Origin of the sequence: Neptunicoccus cionae (genome assembly GCF_014643735.1) — a bacterium.
GTDB lineage: Bacteria > Pseudomonadota > Alphaproteobacteria > Rhodobacterales > Rhodobacteraceae > Amylibacter > Amylibacter cionae.
Genome location: NZ_BMKA01000002.1, coordinates 192,618 through 207,893, shown reverse-complemented (window position 1 = coordinate 207,893; position 15,276 = coordinate 192,618). Strand labels below are relative to the sequence as shown.

The 15,276-nt window shown below is 57.4% G+C and carries 15 protein-coding genes; 9 read left to right on the top strand and 6 right to left on the bottom strand.

Annotated elements, in window-relative coordinates; translation table 11 throughout:
* Positions 1–144 precede the first annotated feature (144 nt).
* From urtA to urtE, 5 genes are all read left to right on the top strand, one after another.
* Positions 145–1,425, top strand: a complete 1,281-nt coding sequence (gene urtA / locus IEX10_RS06170; protein ID WP_188672114.1) for an urea ABC transporter substrate-binding protein — start codon at positions 145–147, stop codon at positions 1,423–1,425.
* A gap of 73 nt (positions 1,426–1,498) precedes the next feature.
* Complete coding sequence (gene urtB / locus IEX10_RS06165; RefSeq protein ID WP_188672112.1) at positions 1,499–3,439, top strand: urea ABC transporter permease subunit UrtB; 1,941 nt, start codon at positions 1,499–1,501, stop codon at positions 3,437–3,439.
* 3 nt (positions 3,440–3,442) lie between these two features.
* On the top strand, positions 3,443–4,609 hold the full coding sequence (urtC, locus tag IEX10_RS06160) for an urea ABC transporter permease subunit UrtC (protein ID WP_188672109.1): 1,167 nt from the start codon (positions 3,443–3,445) through the stop codon (positions 4,607–4,609).
* A complete protein-coding gene (urtD, locus tag IEX10_RS06155) occupies positions 4,606–5,355 on the top strand; it encodes an urea ABC transporter ATP-binding protein UrtD (protein WP_188672106.1) in 750 nt (249 codons plus the stop codon). Before urtC ends, urtD begins: the two co-directional genes overlap by 4 nt.
* Complete coding sequence (urtE, locus tag IEX10_RS06150) at positions 5,348–6,043, top strand: urea ABC transporter ATP-binding subunit UrtE (RefSeq protein ID WP_188672103.1); 696 nt, start codon at positions 5,348–5,350, stop codon at positions 6,041–6,043. The genes urtD and urtE overlap by 8 nt, the downstream gene beginning before the upstream one ends.
* On the opposite strand, the gene rraA is transcribed toward urtE, so the two are convergent.
* From rraA to IEX10_RS06120, 6 genes are all read right to left on the bottom strand, one after another.
* The gene (gene rraA, locus IEX10_RS06145; protein ID WP_188672100.1) at positions 6,040–6,534 is read right to left on the bottom strand and encodes a ribonuclease E activity regulator RraA; all 495 of its coding nucleotides are present in this window, start codon (positions 6,532–6,534) and stop codon (positions 6,040–6,042) included. The genes urtE and rraA overlap by 4 nt on opposite strands.
* Before the next feature lie 18 nt (positions 6,535–6,552).
* The gene (locus IEX10_RS06140) at positions 6,553–7,563 is read right to left on the bottom strand and encodes an ABC transporter ATP-binding protein (protein WP_188672097.1); all 1,011 of its coding nucleotides are present in this window, start codon (positions 7,561–7,563) and stop codon (positions 6,553–6,555) included.
* Complete coding sequence (locus tag IEX10_RS06135; protein ID WP_188672093.1) at positions 7,560–8,543, bottom strand: ABC transporter ATP-binding protein; 984 nt, start codon at positions 8,541–8,543, stop codon at positions 7,560–7,562. The genes IEX10_RS06140 and IEX10_RS06135 overlap by 4 nt, the downstream gene beginning before the upstream one ends.
* On the bottom strand, positions 8,540–9,421 hold the full coding sequence (locus IEX10_RS06130; RefSeq protein ID WP_188672090.1) for an ABC transporter permease: 882 nt from the start codon (positions 9,419–9,421) through the stop codon (positions 8,540–8,542). The genes IEX10_RS06135 and IEX10_RS06130 overlap by 4 nt, the downstream gene beginning before the upstream one ends.
* Positions 9,418–10,392, bottom strand: a complete 975-nt coding sequence (locus tag IEX10_RS06125) for an ABC transporter permease (RefSeq protein ID WP_188672087.1) — start codon at positions 10,390–10,392, stop codon at positions 9,418–9,420. The genes IEX10_RS06130 and IEX10_RS06125 overlap by 4 nt, the downstream gene beginning before the upstream one ends.
* A 71-nt stretch (positions 10,393–10,463) precedes the next feature.
* Complete coding sequence (locus IEX10_RS06120; RefSeq protein ID WP_229678449.1) at positions 10,464–12,050, bottom strand: ABC transporter substrate-binding protein; 1,587 nt, start codon at positions 12,048–12,050, stop codon at positions 10,464–10,466.
* A gap of 163 nt (positions 12,051–12,213) precedes the next feature.
* On the opposite strand from IEX10_RS06120, the gene IEX10_RS06115 reads away from it, so the two are divergent.
* The 4 genes from IEX10_RS06115 to IEX10_RS06100 are packed head-to-tail and all read left to right on the top strand — an operon-like array spanning position 12,214 to position 15,269.
* Positions 12,214–12,804 (top strand): MarR family winged helix-turn-helix transcriptional regulator, encoded by a 591-nt coding sequence (locus IEX10_RS06115; protein WP_188672081.1) that lies wholly within the window; start codon positions 12,214–12,216, stop codon positions 12,802–12,804.
* Positions 12,801–13,517, top strand: coding sequence for a creatininase family protein (locus IEX10_RS06110; RefSeq protein WP_188672078.1), 717 nt, complete (start codon positions 12,801–12,803; stop codon positions 13,515–13,517). Before IEX10_RS06115 ends, IEX10_RS06110 begins: the two co-directional genes overlap by 4 nt.
* Positions 13,510–14,529, top strand: a complete 1,020-nt coding sequence (locus tag IEX10_RS06105; RefSeq protein ID WP_188672075.1) for a ketopantoate reductase family protein — start codon at positions 13,510–13,512, stop codon at positions 14,527–14,529. The genes IEX10_RS06110 and IEX10_RS06105 overlap by 8 nt, the downstream gene beginning before the upstream one ends.
* Positions 14,526–15,269 (top strand): SDR family NAD(P)-dependent oxidoreductase, encoded by a 744-nt coding sequence (locus tag IEX10_RS06100; protein ID WP_188672072.1) that lies wholly within the window; start codon positions 14,526–14,528, stop codon positions 15,267–15,269. The genes IEX10_RS06105 and IEX10_RS06100 overlap by 4 nt, the downstream gene beginning before the upstream one ends.
* Positions 15,270–15,276: the final 7 nt, after the last annotated feature.

Here is a 15,276-nt window from a genome sequence, read left to right as displayed (position 1 = left end):
CGTGACGGGCTATCCTGGCAGATTTTTCCCGCCACACGACCACAACACAACTGTTGCGGGTCCAACCTATTGGGTTGGTCCACCGTTGGAAAGGGGCGCAGGCGCCTTTACGGCGACCCGCGGCGAAAACGGGGAATTACTTTGATGACTTATAAAACTTCTGGTGTGGTTTTGGCGGCTTTGCTCGGCTCCACCTCCCTTGCTGCTGCTGAATGCGCCGATCCTATTAAAGTCGGCGTTTTGCACTCTTTGTCCGGTACGATGGCGATTTCTGAAACCACGCTAAAAGATACTATGGAACTGCTGGTGGAAACCCAGAACGCAGCCGGTGGTTTGCTGGATTGCGAGATCGAAACCGTGGTGGTTGATCCGGCCTCTGACTGGCCATTGTTTGCGGAAAAAGCACGCGAGCTGCTGACAGTGAATGAAGTCGATGTGATCTTTGGCAGCTGGACGTCGGTCAGCCGCAAATCCGCGCTGCCAGTTTTGGAGGAACTGAACGGTTTGATGTTCTATCCGGTCCAATATGAGGGCGAGGAAAGCTCTAAAAACGTGTTTTACACGGGTGCGGCGCCGAACCAGCAGGCGATTCCTGCGACCGATTACTTCCTTGAAGAACTTGGCGTTGAGAAATTCGCGTTGCTCGGCACGGATTATGTTTACCCGCGCACAACCAACAACATTCTGGAATCCTACCTGAAGTCCAAGGGCATCGCAGAGGAAGACATCTTTGTGAACTACACGCCGTTTGGGCATTCTGACTGGGCGACGATCGTTGCGGACGTGGTCGCACTTGGTGCGGATGGTAAACAGGTTGGTGTGATCTCTACCATCAACGGGGATGCGAATATCGGGTTTTATAAAGAATTGGCCGCGGCGGGCGTTTCTGCCGATGATCTGCCGGTTGTTGCTTTCTCTGTCGGGGAAGAAGAACTGTCCGGTCTGGATACGTCTGATCTGGTCGGGCATTTGGCGGCGTGGAACTACTTTCAGTCCGCAGAATCCGAAGCGAACGAAAAATGGGTTGCTGCGTGGAAAGCCAAGATGGGCGAAGAGCGTGTAACGAACGATCCGATGGAGGCCCATTACATTGGCTTTAACATGTGGGTGAATGCGGTCAAAAAGGCCGGAACCACAGATGTAGATGCAGTGCGCGAGGCGATGTACGGGCAGGAATTTGCGAACCTGACAGGCGGCACGGCTGTTATGTTACCAAACCACCATCTGGCGAAACCTGTTCTGATTGGTGAGATCACTGCTGACGGCCAGTTCGATATTGTAAGCCAGACCGAAGAAGTGCCGGGCGATGCCTGGACAGACTTCCTGCCTGAATCTGCGGTTCTGACCTCTGACTGGAAAGAGCTTGGCTGCGGTATGTACAACACAGAGACCAAGACCTGTGTTCAGATGACCTCTAACTACTAAGCATTGCGTTCAGGGGCGCGGGTTTATCCTGCGCCCCTGATGACTTGTGCCCCTAAAGATCGGCCCCTTTCTTATGTTGCGACTGCTCTCACTAGCTGTGTCCTTCTGGCTGCTGCTGTCCTCGATCGTTTACGCCCAATCCTTGCAGGACATTTTGCAGACCCACGCCGCGGAGGTTGCCAAGCCGTCCCGCAGCAGTGTCAGCGTAGTGCTGGATGATCTGGTCGCAAGCGGACTGCCCCAAGCGCTGCCCTTTCTGGAAGCATGGCGCGACCGCGAAATTGTACGCCGTGAGAGCGACGGGATATTCTTTCGCAGGCTGGACAGTTCGGGAGAGGTGCAACTACAAGACCTCGACAGTGGCGATAGGCTGGCGGCTGGCACGCAAGAGCTGCAAAAGGTGCGCCCGAACGGCGGGGTGCGTCGTGCAATCGGCGATGCGCTGGTTCGGTTCCAGCTGTCCGATCCCGATATAAACAAACGTCGATCGGCGGTGGATTCCATCGCCCGCAGCATGGACGCAAGCCAGCTTGGCCCGTTGCAGGCCTCTGTGGCGGGGGAGGCTGATGCCGACCTTAAGGCAGTGAAACAACGCCTCGCCGGTATGCTGGTGGCCACTTTTGGCGAAACACCGCAGGACCGGATCGAAGCGATTAAAGGGCTGTCCGGTGATCTGTCCGTAGACACCCGTGCAGTGCTCAATACCATTCTGGCGGCTGACCCCGCTGTCGCCAAGACCCTGCCAGAAGGCGCGAACATTGCCAAAGTGTTGACAATTGGCGAAGATATTTCTGTAGCAGAAGCTTACACACGTCTGGTGGCGGCAAAACTTGCACCTGCGCGTGTGACCAAGGACGCGATCCGCGATGCTTTGTTAACCCATATGGACGGTGGGCGTGTTGGCGGCGTGCCGGTGGCCGAACTTGGCACCGATGAAATGCGCGCGCGGGCCTATGACCAGCTGGCACAGGACGGGACAGTGCCGGTGCGTGTCAGCGATGATGCCCAAGCCAAAGCTGTGGCTGCCCATAAGTTCTATCTTGAATATACCGAGAATGACGCGGCCATCACCGATGCCGCGCGTTTGGCGCTGAACGGAATTGAAACCAGTGTCGCGCTCAGCCAGACGGTTGATCTCGGGCTTGATGCGCTGTCGCTCGCCTCGATCTACTTTCTGGCGGCCATCGGACTTGCCATTACCTTCGGTGTGATGGGGGTTATCAACATGGCCCACGGCGAGTTCATCATGATGGGGGCTTACACCGGTTATGTGGTGCAGCAGTTTGTGCCCGATTACACCGTGTCGATCATTGTCGCCCTACCACTGGCCTTTGCCATTACTTTTGCCGCTGGGGTCGCGATGGAGCGGCTGGTGATCCGGCACCTTTACCACCGACCGCTGGAAACGCTTTTGGCGACCTTCGGGATTTCCATCGCGTTGCAACAACTGGCCAAGAACATCTTTGGCACACAGGCGCGGCCGCTGACCTCGCCCGAGTGGCTGGACGGTGCGTTGGTGTTCAACGATGTGATTGCGATCAGCTACATCCGCATTGCGATCTTTGTACTGGCATTGCTGTTTTTGATGGTGATCCTCTTCGTTCTGAAACGCACAAGGCTGGGGCTGGAAGTGCGGGCCGTGACGCAAAACCCCGGCATGGCGGCATCAATGGGGATCAATCCCGACCGGATCAACATGATGACCTTCGGGCTCGGCTCCGGGATCGCAGGGATCGCGGGGGTGGCCATCGGGCTTTATGCCAAAGTCACATCTGAAATGGGTGCGGATTACATTGTGCAAAGCTTCATGACCGTGGTCGTAGGCGGTGTAGGCAATGTCTGGGGCACGCTGGCGGGGGCATCGCTGATCGGTTTCCTGCAAAAAGGGATCGAATGGTTGAACCCTTCAAACACGCTGGCGGCGCAGACCTATATGATCCTCTTTATCATTCTCTTCATTCAATTCCGGCCCAAGGGTATTGTTGCCCTCAAGGGTCGTGCTGCGGCGGATTAAATCATGCGCAAAACCTTCCTGTCCCAAAACCCTTCGGTGCTGATCTTCATCGCGCTGCTGGCGATCTTCACAATCGCGGTGACGCTATTGTCGGAAGTGACCGGCGTGGGGCTGATTTCCACGTCCTTTGTTAAAACGCTGGGCAAGACCCTGTGCCTGTCGCTGGTGGCCATCGCGATGGATGTGGTCTGGGGGTATTGCGGGATTCTGTCGCTCGGGCATTTCGCGTTTTTCGGGATTGGCGGCTATGCCATCGGCATGTGGCTGATGTACGCGCGCACCGAAGGCATTGTGATGACCAGCCTTGCGAGCCAGCCCTTGCCGCCCACGCCTGCCGAGATTTCAGATGCCATCGGCAACCAGATTTTCGGCGTGGTCGGCAGTTCGGAATTTCCACTGATCTGGGCCTTTGCGGACAATCTGTTTGTGCAACTGCTGATGGTGGTCCTTGTGCCGGGGGCGCTGGCGCTGGTTTTCGGCTGGCTGGCCTTTCGCAGCCGTGTTACGGGCGTTTACCTGTCGATCCTTACTCAGGCGATGACGCTGGCGCTTGCGCTGTATCTGTTTCAGAACGACAGCGGGTTGCGCGGGAATAACGGCCTGTCCGGTCTGCAAAATATTCCGGGGTTCGAGGATTCGTCGCAGGCCAAAGTGTCGATTGCGTTCTTTATCGCATCGGCCTTTGCGCTGGGCGCGGCCTATATCGGCTTTGCGTGGATCGTGTCGGGCAAGATGGGCAGCATCGTGAAGGGCATACGCGACAACGAGGCCCGCGTCCGGTTTTTGGGCTATCACGTCGAAAGCTATAAACTGTTCATTTTCACCACCACTGCCATTGCCGCAGGCATTGCCGGTGCGCTGTATTATCCGCAAGCAGGGATCATCAACCCCGGCGAAGTCGCGCCGATTGCCTCGATCTATCTGGCGGTCTGGGTGGCCATTGGCGGGCGCGGGCGACTGTACGGTGCGGTGATCGGCGCGGTGTTTGTCTCGCTTCTGTCAAGCTGGTTCACCGGTGGTGGCGCCCCGAATATCAATCTGGGTTTTTACACGGTGCAATGGACCGACTGGTGGTTGGTGCTGCTGGGCATGTCCTTTGTCGCTGTCACCTTGTACTTCCCCAAGGGCATCGGCGGTTTGTTTGATTATCTGGTGAGGAAACCGTCATGAGCATGCTGTTGGAAGTGAACGGCGTCAGCGTGACATTCGACGGGTTCCGCGCCATCAATAACCTGTCGATCAACTTCGCCCCGACCGAATTGCGAGCAATTATCGGGCCGAACGGGGCGGGCAAGACTACGTTTATGGATATCGTCACAGGTAAGACCAAACCTGACGAAGGCACTGTGGTTTGGGGGGAGCGGAATATCTCGTTGCTGGGAATGTCCGAAAGCCAGATCGCGCGCGAGGGGATCGGGCGCAAGTTCCAGAAACCTACAGTGTTTGAGGCCCAAACCGTGCGGCAAAACCTTGCGATGGCGCTCAAGACCCCGCGCGGGCCGTTTTCGGTGCTGATGCACAAAAAGACCAAAGCAAACGGGGCAAGGATTGAGGCCGTGGCTGAACAGATCGGGTTGGCGGACAGCCTGACCCGCAGCGCTGGAGAGCTCAGTCACGGGCAAAAGCAATGGCTGGAGATCGGAATGCTGCTGGCACAGGAACCCCGTTTGATGCTGGTGGATGAACCTGCCGCAGGTATGACGCCCGAGGAACGGGAAAAGACCACCGATATTCTGCGCGAAGCGGCCAAAACCCGCGCGGTTGTGGTGGTGGAACACGATATGGAGTTTGTCCGCCGTTTGAACTGCAAGGTGACGGTGCTGCACGAAGGGTCTGTCCTTGCCGAAGGGAGTCTGGATCATGTCACCTCGAACCAGACAGTAATTGATGTTTATTTGGGACGGTCCCATGCTTGATGTACAAGATGTTACGCTGAAATATGGCCAGAGCCAGATCCTCTTTGATGTCTGCCTGCGCGCTGAAGTAGGGCAGATCACGGCGGTGATGGGCAATAACGGGGTGGGCAAAACCAGCCTGCTGAAAGCGATCTCCGGTCGTCATCCGCTGGGCGGCGGCTCTGTTGCGGTGGCGGGGGATGCTGTAACTCTCGGCTCCGCTTTTCAGGCGGCCCATGCCGGGATTGCCTATGTGCCCCAAGGGCGCGAGGTCTTTCCGATGATGACAGTTCTTGAGAACCTCGAGACCGGGTTCGCCTGCCTGCCAAAAGCAGAACACCTTATCCCCGACTATATTTTTGATCTGTTTCCCGTGCTCAAAGACATGCAAAAGCGCCGTGGCGGGGATTTGTCCGGTGGGCAACAGCAGCAGCTTGCCATTGCGCGCGCGTTGATCTCCAAGCCGAAGGTTCTGTTGTTGGACGAACCGACCGAGGGCATCCAGCCCAACGTGATCCAGCAAATCGGTGACGCACTGGAAACCTTGCGGGGGCAGGGGGAAATGGCGATTGTTCTGGTCGAACAGAACGCCGATTTCGCCTATCGCATCGCGGATACGTTTGTGGTGATGGAACAGGGGCGCGTGAAGCGCAGTGCGCAAAAGGCAGCTTACAGCAAGGATGCGCTGATGGAAGATCTTGCGCTTTAGGGGATGTCCAATTTGTGCGGTGCGACGATAACACAGTCGCGATCGGCATAAATCCAGTCCTCTGCTGTGACGGTCGCTCCGCCGATGGACAAAGGTTCGCCGGTGGTGGATGACGCTTCCACGGCGCCGCGCCGTGCCGTTGTGCCAAGGGCTTTCACCCCGATCCCAAGCGCGTCAATGCCGCTGCTGTCACGCACTGCGCCGTTGATAACCACTCCGGCCCAGCCTGTTTGAGCTGCAATTTCTGCCAGCCTGTCGCCGAGCAATCCCACCCTAAGCGAACCTTGCCCGTCCACCACCAGCACACGGCCTTCGCCTTGGGTTTTCAGTACCTCCAGTACTGGACGGTGATCCTCGAATGTTGTCAGCGTTACGCAGGGACCGGCAAAACAGCTGTGCTTACCAAAAGAGCGGAATTGCAATTCGCAGACTTGCACGGTGTCAGGCTGCGCATCAAACAAATCGGCGGTGGAAAATGCGGCTTGTGTCATGTTGGGGTGGCTTTCGGGTCAGGCAGTGGATTTTGCAAGCTGCTGTTCAAAATGATGACAGGCCACAGCCCGCAGTTCGGTCACGCCTTGCGTCGCGGGCTGCTGGCCGCTGCACAGCTCTGTCGCGAGCGGACAGCGCGGATGATAATAACACCCGGACGGGGGCGAAAGCGGCGAGGGGACTTCGCCGTCGATGGTTTCAAAATGCACGAGTTCGTCTGCATCCAGCACCAGCTTGGGAACACTGCCAAACAACGCCGATGTATAAGGGTGGGCAGGGGTGCCGAAAACCTCGTTCACGGGGCCAAGTTCTACGATCCGGCCCAGATACATCACTGCCACGCGGTCACTGACATGCTGCACCACGGACAGATCGTGGCTAATGAAAACACACGTCAGTTCCAGATCATGGGTCAGTTCCAGAAACAGATTGATAATTTGCGCCTGAATGGACACGTCAAGCGATGCAACAGGTTCGTCGCAGATCAGAACATCCGGTTGCATCGCCAAAGCACGGGCAATGGCAATCCGCTGGCGCTGGCCGCCGGAAAACTGGTGTGGGTAGCGGACTGCCCAGTCCGGATCAAGCCCGACCCTTTCAAACCAACCGGCCACGTAATCGCGGGACTGTCCTTTGGTGGTCAGACCGTGGGCGATCGGGCCTTCCGCAACGGTGTCACCCACTTTCATACGGGGATCAAGGCTGGCAAACGGGTCTTGAAACACGGTCTGCACGCGGGTTGTTACTTTGGTGCCTTTTTCCATCACCGGTTTGCCGTCAATTGTTACGCTGCCGGTTGTGGGCGGCAGGATGCCTGCGATCAACCGACCAAGTGTGGATTTCCCGCAACCGGATTCTCCGACCAGACCCAAAGTTTCGCCTTTGCGCACCGATAGGGTAACATCCGACACCGCGCGCACAGAGCGGGTTTCAACCTTGCTGCCCAGTTTTGCGGCGATCTTTTCGCCGGTGGTCAGGTTTGGACCAAACAGGCGGGACACATCATCTATGCTAAGAAAAGGGCTCATGCGGGCACCTCTGCTGTGCGGGTGACAGGGTGAAAACAGCGCCAGCCGCGATTGTCTTGGTGGGTCATGCTCGGGTCCGTTTTACAGGTGTCGGTGGCGCGGTCGCAGCGCGGTGCAAAGGGGCAGCCCTCGGGCAGGGAGAGCAGAGACGGTGTCGTGCCGGGTATCTGCGTCAACGGAGTGCCCGGGGCTGCCATTGCCGGCAGGGAGGCGATCAGCCCTGCCGTATAAGGATGACGGGGATCGCGCAGCAGGGTCGCGGTGGGGCCTTGTTCCACGATCCGGCCCGCATACATCACCGCCAGTTTGCTCGCGAGACTGGAGACCACAGCCAGATCATGGCTGATCCAGACCATTGCGGTTCCGGTTTCCCGTGCCAGATCACGCATCTGGAACAGGATTTGCGCCTGTATTGAAACATCAAGCGCTGTGGTTGGTTCGTCTGCAACGATCACCGCTGGGCGGTGCAGCAGGGCAATGGCGATGGCCACGCGCTGGCGCATCCCGCCGGAAAATTCGTGGGGGTAGGCGCGCAGACGCTCTTTGGCGGACGGGATGCCGACTTGGGTCAACAGCTCCGCTGCGCGCGCTTCGGACGCCCGCGCGCCAAGCCGTTCATGGGCATCAATCGCCATGCGCATCTGCTGGCCAATGGTTAACATCGGGTTAAGCGTTGCGATTGGGTCCTGAAAGATCATCGAAATGTCACGACCGCGACGGCTGCGTAGTTCACCGGTTGAAAGCGTCGTCAGTTCCGTCCCCTTCAACTTGACCGAGCCTTCCACAATCCGACCCGGTGCATCGACCAGTCCCAGCAGGGAAAATCCGGTCACGGTCTTGCCCGATCCGCTTTCACCAACCAGCCCCATGATCTCGCCCTCGGCCAGATCGAATGAAATACCGTCAACCGCCTTCACCACGCCTGCGCGAGTGAAAAAGTGGGTCTTTAGGTCTTTAACACTGAGTACTGGGGTGGTCATTTGCGAAGCCTCGGATTGAATTGGTCGCGGATCTGGTCGCCGACAAGGTTAATCGCGACGATCAAGATGATCAGCGCCACACCGGGGTAGAAAGAGATCCAGTAACGTCCGCTCATCATGTAGGGAAAGCCGTTGGAGATCAGCATTCCAAGCGAAGGTTCGGTCACAGGCAGCCCCAGCCCCAGAAAGCTGAGCGTTGCCTCAAGCGAGATGGAGTTCGCGATTTGCACGGTGGCCACTACGATCAGCGGCGGGGTGCAGTTTGGCAGCAAGTGGCGCAGCACCACCAGACGGCCGCTCATCGGGGTTGCAAGGGCGGCTTCGATATAATCCTTACCCCGTTCCGCCTTGGCCGCGCCATAAGCGGTGCGGGCAAAATAGGCGTATTGCGCAGCAACCAGCGCCCCGATCAGTTGCGCCTTCCCTTGGCCGAGCAACGCGACAATCACCAGCGCCAGCAGGATGGCCGGAAAGGACAGTTGAAGGTCCACAGCCCGCATGATCAGCGTTTCAACCCGTCCACCGACGTAAGCCGCAAGAATGCCAAGGGTCGTCCCAAGGCTGAGCGACACGATACCCGCAGCAAGTCCGATCTGGATCGAGATGCGCAGGCCGTAGAAAATCGCAGACAGAAGGTCGCGCCCTTGCGGATCGGTCCCCAGCAAATGGGTGTAGCCTCCTGAACCGACAAATCCCGGCGGGCGGCGGCTGTCCATTAAAGACAGGTTGGCCATGTCATAAGGGTTTTGCGGTGACACAAAGGCGGCGAACAGCGCCAGAAGCATCAGCAGGACCACAACCGCCAGCGCCACAACAGCGACCCGGTTTTCGCGGAATTCGGCCCAGAACCGACCGAGCGGAGTGCTTGCGTTTTTCATGATGTCGCCCCTTGACGCACGCGCGGATCAATCAGGGCAAAGACCAGATCAATCACGAAGTTGATGGTTACGAAAAGGAAAGCAACAAGGATCAGGTAAGCCACCATGACAGGGCGGTCCAGAACGCCGATACTGTCGATGATCAACTTGCCTACGCCGGGCCACGAAAAGATCGTTTCGGTCACAACTGCAAAGGCAAGGGTTGAGCCAAGCTCGAGTCCGAAGACTGTGAGGATCGGAATGGAGATCAGTTTCAACAGGTGGCGGCGCAGGATCGTGCCCTCGGAAATACCCGCAGCACGGGCGAATTTGATTGTGTCGGTCAACATGATTTCTCGGGTTCCGGCACGGGCCAGACGGATCATCATCGCCAGTTTGAACAGCGCCAGATTAACGGCGGGCAGCACGATATGGGACAGACCGTCAAGCGTGGGGAAAGACCACGCCACGCCCCAGATTTCCACCGTTTCACCGCGACCACCTGCGGGCAGCCAGCCAAGGTGTACCGCAAAGAACAGAATAAGGATCAGGCCAACCCAGAAGGAGGGCACAGAAAACCCGAGCACAGACACGCCCATGATGGTTTTGGAGATCCAGCTTTCAGGGCGATAGCCTGCATAGACACCAAGGCTGACCCCCAGAACTGTTGCCGAGATGACCGAGATCAGAACCAGCTCCAGCGTTGCGGGCAGGCGGCCTCCGATCAGTTCAAGCACGGGCACATTGTAAACGAAGGAGCGTCCGAGATCCCCTTGCAGCAGATTGGCCATGAAGATGAAATATTGTTTGTAGAGCGGCAGGTCGAGCCCGAGCCGCCGGATCGCCGCTTCGCGAATTTCCTGTGTGGCCTCTGGCGGGATAACGATGTCGATGGGATTGCCGATGGCATATACACCGCAAAATACGATGACCGACATCACAGCCATAACGACGATGGCCTGCAAAAAACGTTGGATGATGAAGCCGAGCATGGGTGCTCCCTTTGGGCCAAGCAAAGGCCGGGCGGCATCTCTGCTGCCCGGCCTTGTGTCACGTTAGACGATCAATTCGCCGGTTTGATAAAGAACGCCAGTGTGTCTTCGTCAAAGCGCGGGGTGAATTCCACCGAACCCGCTTTGGCACCCCAAACAGACTGAAGTTGCACCAAAGAGATATAGGCTTTGTCGGCCATAACCTTTTCCATTGCTTCTTCGTAAGTCGCGCGGCGCTCGTCTGCGTCCATCATGGTTGCACCGGTTTGCAGCAGTTGATCCACATCGTCGTTTTTGTAGGCAATGCGGTTGAACGCGCCCAGTTTCACGTCAGGATTATTGGAGTGCGCCAACCCGCCAAGCGTGTAAGACGCTTCGCCTGTCAGTGTGCCCCAGCCGTTCATGAACATAGAGTATTCCAAACGTGCTTGTGCAGGGAAATATACGGTTTTAGACACTGCGTTGACGTTGGTGTTGATGCCCACTTGGGTCAACATCTGGCCCAAACCCTGACAGATCGCACCATCACCGGGCAACCGGTCGCTTGTGCAATAAAGGTCAACCTCGAACCCTTCGGGATAACCGGCATCCGCCAGCATTTTCTTGGCTTTTGCAGGGTCGTATGCAGGCATGGGGATGTCTTCGCTGGACCCAAAGAACCCCGGAGGCATCATCTGGTTGGCTGGTTTGCCAAGACCTTCAAGTACGATATCCACCATGGTTTCACGGTCGATTGCAAGGTCGATGGCCTGCCGCACCTTCAGATCACGCAGCGGGTTCTCCGCCAGTTCGGAACCGTCTTTGGCCCGCACCAGAGGTGTCTTTTCCCGTTGGTCGAGTTGCAGGTTCATCACGTAAACGCTGTCACCTTTGATCGCATCAACACTGGAATCCCGTTCCAGCGCGAGATAATCAACAGAGGAGACATAGTTGATCACATCAACCTGACCGGCTTTGAGCGCTGCAAGGCGGGAACTGTCGTTTGGGATTTCCTTGCGGATCACCTTTTCCCAAGCACCTTCACCGCGCCAGTAGTCATCGTTGCGCTCTAGCACGAGATCGCCTTTCGGCTCCCAGCTTACGTATTTGTAAGGGCCGGTCCCGATTGTCGCAGCACCGGAGTTAAAGCCGCCCGCTGCGGTTTCAGGCGTGGAGTAATCGGCCGCCGCCTCGGAAGAAACGATGAACAGACGGATGAAATCGTTTGGCAAGGTTGCCGCCTGACCGTCTGTGTGGATGTGGATCGTGTGGGGGTCAATGATGTCTACACCAGCAACACGGCGCACATAGATCGCTGTGGTTGTCGGGCCTGTCACAACCGGAATACGCTCGATCGAGAATTTGACGTCTTCTGCGTCGAAATCCGAACCGTCATGGAATTTCACGCCTTCGCGCAGCTTGAATTCCCATGTGTCTTCGTCCACGGGTGTCCAGCTGGTGGCCAGTCCCGGTTCGATTTGCAGGTCGGTGCCCGACCAGACAAGGGTGTCAAAGATGTGCTTGGCCGCTTCCGCATGAGAGCCAAGCGCGGAGAAATGCGGATCCATTGATTCCGGTCCGCCGCGCACACCCATCGTCAGCGTTTGGGCTGATGCAGCGGTAGCCGCAGTCAGGCCAATCGTGACCGCAAGAGGTGCAAGGAACTTCTTAAATATCATCGTTTTCCCTTCCCGTTGGAGGATAGGTGCGTTGTGCCCCATCCGAAGATTTATTTAGTTCGGTGTTCCATTTGGAACTTGTATTCTCACAATGTGGTGAGTTAACATCGTAGTCAAGTTCAATTTGGAACTTAGTTAGGTGCATTGAGGGATTATTTAAATTATGTCAGCTCCAAGCGGCGCTTCTGAACAAAAGAACGGCACTTCTGAAATCACACAGGATTCAGATGACCTGCCGGATATGCTGGACGCGAAGTTATGGCAAAATCCGTGCCCGTTCAGTTTTAGGATTAACTACCTTTCGCTGCTCTATAATACGCCCCTTTATGCCTGGATTCAGGACACTTACGGGTTAAAACGCCACGAGTACGTCGTGATCTATTCGCTGGCTTTGGCCGATGGCGGTAGCGCACGGGATATTTCGCGCACTTCAGGTTTTCCCAAAAACACCCTCAGCAGAGCCGTCAAACGGCTGGAGATGATGGGGCTACTGGAAGAACGCAGTAAAGCGCCCGGCGGTGGTCGCCGCCAAGCACTGCGCCTGTCCGATAAAGGCCGCAAACTGTTCAATGAAACCGTGTCCGTTTTCGAATCCTATGAAGAAAAGATGCTGACCCCCCTGTCCAAGGGAGAGCGGCAAATCCTGTTCGAATTAATGTCCAAAGTCGTCGTCGGGGCCGAAGACTGGGCGGATGATCTGCCCCAAACCGGAGCAACAGACTCCACTAAAAATGCTAAAGGAGAAATGCGATGAATGTGGCCGATATGAACTGGCGCGATGTTGAGGCGGCGGCGGCTAAAGATCCGCGCTGTATCCTGCCCATCGGATCGACCGAGCAACACGCTCAGTTGTCCCTCTGCGTGGATATGATTCTGGCGGAGAAAGTTGCGACGGACGCAGCCGCGCCCTTGGGGATTCCGGTGTTTCCGGTCATGCCCTATGGTCTGGCGCCCTATTTCAATGCGTATCCGGGAACGATTTGCCTGCGGGTGGAAACCTTGATGTCGGTTGTGCGCGATATTGTAGCCTCGTTGCGCCGATCCGGTTTTCGCCAGATCCTGATCGTGAACGGTCACGGGGGCAACAATCCGGTGGGAGCGCTGGCGCAAGAGTTGCTGTCGGAATACGGCGATATTTCGATCAAATTCCACAACTGGTGGAACGCGCCCCAAACATGGGCGAAAATTCAGGAAACCGATCCGACGGGCTCTCATGCAAACTGGATGGAGAATTTTCCGTGGACCCGTCTTGCCCATGCAGCAGCACCGGAGGGCGAAAAGCCGGGCGTGGATATGGTGCAGATGAAGGTTTCTCCGCCCGCAGAGGTTCGAAACATGCTGGGTGACGGCTCGTTTGGCGGACGCTGGCAACGACCGGATGATGAAATGCAGGCGATCTGGGACATCGGCGTTGCGGAAACCCGTGCAGCACTGGAAGGGCCTTGGGCGGAGCTGAAGAATGACTGAACCGGTTCTGATCTGGGGTGCCGGCGCAATTGGAGGCATACTAGGCGCCTATTGGGCGCGGGCCGGTGTGCCCGTGTTGATGGTGGATATTGTGCCCGAACATGTGACGGCTTGTTCCACCAAGGGTTTGTCCATTGAAGGGCCGGTAGAGACCTTTACACAAGTGGTGCCTTGCGTGACGCCGGACCAGTTGGAAGGCAGCTACAGCCGCATCGTTCTGGCAGTGAAAGCCCAAGCGAGCGAGGCCGCGCTGGAACAACTCAAGCCCCATTTGGCGGCTGACGGGTATGTTCTGTCAGCTCAGAACGGGTTGAACGAGCACACAATCGCACGGCATGTTGGTGCTGACCGCACCATGGGTGCCTTTGTCAATTACGGTGCGGACTGGATCGGCGCGGGCCGCATTCTGTTTGGCAACCGCGGCGCTGTGGTGGTGGGCGAGATCGATAACAGCCTACGCCCCCGCACGCAGGACATGTATGAGCTGTTACAGATATTCGAACCCGATGCGGTGCTGACAGATGATATCTGGGCCTATCTCTGGGGCAAGCTTGGCTATGGGGCCATGCTGTTTGCCACAGCGCTGACGCCCGACAGTATGACCGAGAACTTCGCAGACCCTGCACGCGGCCCTGCGTTGATGGGGCTGGCACGGGAGGTCATGTTGACAGCTGTGGCAGAAGGGGTTGATCCCAAGCCGTTCAACGGTTTTGAGCCGGCCGCATTCATGCCGGACGCGGGCGATGCAGCGGCGCTCCAAAGCCTTGCTGATCTGGCGGAGTTCAACTCCAAAACCGCCAAGACCCACACGGGAATCTATCGCGATCTTGCTGTGCGAAAGCGTAAGACCGAAGTGGACCCGCAGGTGGGTGCCGTGGCACAAATTGCTGCGAAACACGGGATCGATACCCCGTTGCTGCGCCGTCTGGTAGAGCTGATCCACGACATAGAAGACGGTCGTCGGGAGATGTCCCGCGGCACCTTCCACGAACTGACAAAGGTGCTGGCATGACCGCCCGTGTAGCCTTGATCACTGGTGTTGTCGGGGGCATCGGTGCCGCGATTGCAGCCCGTCTTGCCAGTGATGGCGTATCGGTTATTGTCACTGATCTGGCAGGCGACGGGCTGGACCTTTCGGCTGAGCAGCTGGGCCTGCCAGCTGTCGCCTCAGACCTGACAGACCCCGCTTCAGTGCACGAAATGGTGGAGAAAATCACGACGGATCACGGGGCGCCTGATATTCTGGTGAACGCCGCTGGCGGCGTGTGCAATCAGGTGGGGTCTTCACTGGAAGACGTGCAACCTGCGGACTGGCACCGGATTTTCGCGGTGAATGTGGATGCGACGCTTTACCTGTCTCAGGCCCTTGTTCCAGCGATGAAAACCACGGGCTGGGGGCGGATCGTGACCATCAGTTCGGGTGCAGGGCTGCGCCCAAGCCTGACAGGTATCCATGCCTATACAGCCGCAAAACATGCGCTGGTGGGGCTCACGAAACAGCTTAGCCTCGAACTCGGCCAACACGGGATCACGGTAAATTCCATCGCCCCCGGTTTCATCCTGTCCAACCCCGCCACCCAGCGCCAATGGGAGGCTTTCGGGCCGGAAGGACAGGCGCAACTGGTGAACCGGATACACACCCGCAAGCTTGGCACCCCCGAAGACATCGCTGCCGCCGCCGCCTTCCTGACCGGATCAGGCGCAGGCTGGCTTAGCGGTCAGATCCTAAGCGTCGATGGCGGCGTAACCTAAAGAGAGA

Excerpts from the sequence above, each read along its gene's own strand:
- urtA (WP_188672114.1), top strand. The coding sequence starts at position 145 with ATGACTTATAAAACTTCTGGTGTGGTTTTGGCGGCTTTGCTCGGCTCC.
- urtB (WP_188672112.1), top strand. The coding sequence starts at position 1,499 with ATGTTGCGACTGCTCTCACTAGCTGTGTCCTTCTGGCTGCTGCTGTCC.
- urtC (WP_188672109.1), top strand. The coding sequence starts at position 3,443 with ATGCGCAAAACCTTCCTGTCCCAAAACCCTTCGGTGCTGATCTTCATC.
- urtD (WP_188672106.1), top strand. The coding sequence starts at position 4,606 with ATGAGCATGCTGTTGGAAGTGAACGGCGTCAGCGTGACATTCGACGGG.
- urtE (WP_188672103.1), top strand. The coding sequence starts at position 5,348 with ATGCTTGATGTACAAGATGTTACGCTGAAATATGGCCAGAGCCAGATC.
- rraA (WP_188672100.1), bottom strand. The coding sequence starts at position 6,534 with ATGACACAAGCCGCATTTTCCACCGCCGATTTGTTTGATGCGCAGCCT.
- IEX10_RS06140 (WP_188672097.1), bottom strand. The coding sequence starts at position 7,563 with ATGAGCCCTTTTCTTAGCATAGATGATGTGTCCCGCCTGTTTGGTCCA.
- IEX10_RS06135 (WP_188672093.1), bottom strand. The coding sequence starts at position 8,543 with ATGACCACCCCAGTACTCAGTGTTAAAGACCTAAAGACCCACTTTTTC.
- IEX10_RS06130 (WP_188672090.1), bottom strand. The coding sequence starts at position 9,421 with ATGAAAAACGCAAGCACTCCGCTCGGTCGGTTCTGGGCCGAATTCCGC.
- IEX10_RS06125 (WP_188672087.1), bottom strand. The coding sequence starts at position 10,392 with ATGCTCGGCTTCATCATCCAACGTTTTTTGCAGGCCATCGTCGTTATG.
- IEX10_RS06120 (WP_229678449.1), bottom strand. The coding sequence starts at position 12,050 with ATGATATTTAAGAAGTTCCTTGCACCTCTTGCGGTCACGATTGGCCTG.
- IEX10_RS06115 (WP_188672081.1), top strand. The coding sequence starts at position 12,214 with ATGTCAGCTCCAAGCGGCGCTTCTGAACAAAAGAACGGCACTTCTGAA.
- IEX10_RS06110 (WP_188672078.1), top strand. The coding sequence starts at position 12,801 with ATGAATGTGGCCGATATGAACTGGCGCGATGTTGAGGCGGCGGCGGCT.
- IEX10_RS06105 (WP_188672075.1), top strand. The coding sequence starts at position 13,510 with ATGACTGAACCGGTTCTGATCTGGGGTGCCGGCGCAATTGGAGGCATA.
- IEX10_RS06100 (WP_188672072.1), top strand. The coding sequence starts at position 14,526 with ATGACCGCCCGTGTAGCCTTGATCACTGGTGTTGTCGGGGGCATCGGT.